The sequence below is a fragment of the Allobosea sp. CER48 genome (assembly GCF_044752385.1).
Taxonomy (GTDB): Bacteria; Pseudomonadota; Alphaproteobacteria; order Rhizobiales; family Beijerinckiaceae; genus Allobosea.
In genome coordinates this window covers 1-2,181 of record NZ_JBIWYK010000489.1, presented here as the reverse complement: position 1 = coordinate 2,181, position 2,181 = coordinate 1, and the positions used below count along the sequence as shown (strand labels likewise).

Genomic DNA, 2,181 nt, shown 5'->3' with positions numbered 1-2,181 from the left:
AGGCGAACTGGGCGGGGGCCGGCGGCGGGGCGCTCGCCATCGCCCGGCGCAGCGAGGCGACCTCGCGTAGCGAGCTCGGCCTGCAGCTCGATGCCGACAGCGCCTTCGGAGGGGTGCCGGTCACCGGGTACGTCCGGGCGGCCTGGGCGCATTACTTCCAGCGCGATGCCGATCTGACCGCGAGCCTCGCCGGCCTGCCGGGCGCGGCCTTCACGGCGACCGGCGCCGAGGCTGCCCGCAACAGCGCGCTGATCGCCGCCGGCGTCAGCGCCCGGCTCAGCGAGCGCGTGACTCTCGGCCTCAACCTCGACGGCGAACTCTCCGGCAACGGCAACCGCATCGGCGGATCCGCCCAGATCAGGGTCAGCTTCTAGGGGAAGGGCGGGCCTGGCGTCCGCCTTCCGCGGAGCACGCGAAAGAAAAGCCCGCCCCGGGGCAGTTCCGGGGCGGGCTTCTTTTTTGAGCTGCCGGGCGGCGGCGCCGTCAGGCCGCGTCGGGCTGGGCCGGCGGATTGGCCGGCGGGTTGTTGCGGCGCTCGTTCATGAACTGATCGAACTCGGCCTTGTCGCGGGCCATGCGCAGACGGCCCAGGAAGTCGTGGAACTCGCGCTGCTCGTCCTCGAGCCGGCGGAGCGTCTCGGCGCGATATTCGTCGAAGGCGCGATTGCCGCTGGACGGGCCGCCACGGCCCCAGCCACCGAAGCCGCCGCCAAAGCCACCTTCGCGGCCGGCCATGCGCTCACGCAGACGATCCATCTTGCCCTGCAGGCGGCTCATCCGGTGCTCGTAGCGGTCTCCCGCGTAACCACAACCCATGCGTCCACTCCAGAAAAGAAAGGCCAGGGTCGCCAGACCCAGGGGCCAGAACACGATGAAACCGAGAACCGCGAAGGCGATCCAGGCTCCTTTCCCATATTCGTCCAGCTTCTCGACGATCGGCATTGCTCCCTCTCATGACAGGACGTGAATGTAAATCACATTTACATAGATGCGCCCGACATTGCCGGATGTCAAGAACGGGGCCCGCGAAAAAGAATCAGTCCGGCTTGGACGCGCCGTTGCCGCCGATGCCGAGGCCCTGAAGATAGATCAGCATGCCGGCTTCCAGCAGCTCCGCGGCGGACATCGGCAGGGGGCGGCGGCCGCCATCGGCGCGGCCGAACAGGGCGGCGACGCCGTGCGACATCGCCCAGACATGCAGCGCCATCATCAGGGCCGGAGGGCGCTTGCCCTGGGGCAACTGGGCGATCAGCGCCTCGGAGGCCTGGCGCAGGCCGGCGAAGGCGCGGTCCGCCGCGGCGCGCAGCTCGGGGCTGGCATCGAGCGGCACGCCCGCCTCGAACATCGCCGAATAATAGGCGGGCTCGTCATGGGCGAAGGCGAGATAGGCGCGGCCCAGGCGATGGAAGGCGGTCTCGGGATCGGGGCGCCCCTGGTCCCAGGCGCGCGACAGGGCGGTCTCGAACGCCTGGAAGCCACGCGCTGCGACATCGGCGAGCAACTCGTCGCGATCGCGGAAATGGCGATAGGGCGCGGCCGGGCTGACACCGGCCATCCGCGCGGCCTCGGCGAAGGTGAAGCCGTTCGGCCCCTTCTCGCCGATCAGCCCCAGCGCAGCCCGCACCAGCTCCTCCTTGAGGTTGCCGTGGTGGTAGCCGCGTGGCGTCTCGGGGCGGTCTCGCTTCCAGCTCATGTTAACAGCGCTAACATGCCGGGCTGGCCGACGTCGATGGGCGCGCGCGACATCGTCAGAGGTCGAGCATCAGCCGCTTGCGCAGACCGTCCGGGATGCGGCGGGCCCGGCCGCCACCGACGCAGGCGACCATGACCTGGGCGGTGATCAGGACATCCTCGCCGCGCAGGACGCGCTGCTCCAGATCCATGGTGGCTCCGCGCGCTTCGACGCAGCGGGTCTCGATGGTGAGGAGGTCGTCCATCACGGCAGGACGCACGAAGTCGATCGCCATCTTGCGGACGGCGAAGCCGAGCGCGGTCTCGCCGTCGAAGAGTTCGCGCTGCTCGACGCCGAGCGCGCGGATCAACTCGGTGCGCCCGCGTTCCATGAAGCGCAGATAGGAGGCGTGATAGACCACGCCCGAGAAATCGGTGTCTTCATAATAGACGCGGACGGTGATCTGATGGGGGCTGGTCATGGAGGCCGGCATATAGGCGAGACGCATC

Annotated in this window: 4 protein-coding genes; 1 reads left to right on the top strand and 3 read right to left on the bottom strand. The window is 69.2% G+C overall.

Going from position 1 to position 2,181, the window contains the following annotated elements:
- Nucleotides 1-374 (top strand): autotransporter outer membrane beta-barrel domain-containing protein (locus ACIPIA_RS14720; RefSeq protein ID WP_400510624.1); only part of this gene is annotated, 374 nt, incomplete at its 5' end.
- 109 nt (nucleotides 375-483) lie between these two features.
- Here the strand turns inward: ACIPIA_RS14720 and ACIPIA_RS14715 are convergent.
- The 3 genes from ACIPIA_RS14715 to ybgC form a co-directional block, all read right to left on the bottom strand.
- Complete coding sequence (locus tag ACIPIA_RS14715) at nucleotides 484-942, bottom strand: DUF2852 domain-containing protein (protein ID WP_400510622.1); 459 nt, start codon at nucleotides 940-942, stop codon at nucleotides 484-486.
- A 94-nt stretch (nucleotides 943-1,036) separates the two neighbouring features.
- Nucleotides 1,037-1,693 (bottom strand): TetR/AcrR family transcriptional regulator, encoded by a 657-nt coding sequence (locus tag ACIPIA_RS14710; RefSeq protein WP_400510620.1) that lies wholly within the window; start codon nucleotides 1,691-1,693, stop codon nucleotides 1,037-1,039.
- 55 nt (nucleotides 1,694-1,748) lie between these two features.
- Entirely contained in the window at nucleotides 1,749-2,180 is a 432-nt protein-coding gene (gene ybgC, locus ACIPIA_RS14705; protein ID WP_400510618.1) for a tol-pal system-associated acyl-CoA thioesterase, read from the bottom strand.
- Nucleotide 2,181: the final 1 nt, after the last annotated feature.

Bases quoted from the DNA above. Each gene is read 5' to 3' on its own strand.
- ACIPIA_RS14715 (WP_400510622.1), bottom strand. From the start codon at position 942: ATGCCGATCGTCGAGAAGCTGGACGAATATGGGAAAGGAGCCTGGATC.
- ACIPIA_RS14710 (WP_400510620.1), bottom strand. From the start codon at position 1,693: ATGAGCTGGAAGCGAGACCGCCCCGAGACGCCACGCGGCTACCACCAC.
- ybgC (WP_400510618.1), bottom strand. From the start codon at position 2,180: ATGCGTCTCGCCTATATGCCGGCCTCCATGACCAGCCCCCATCAGATC.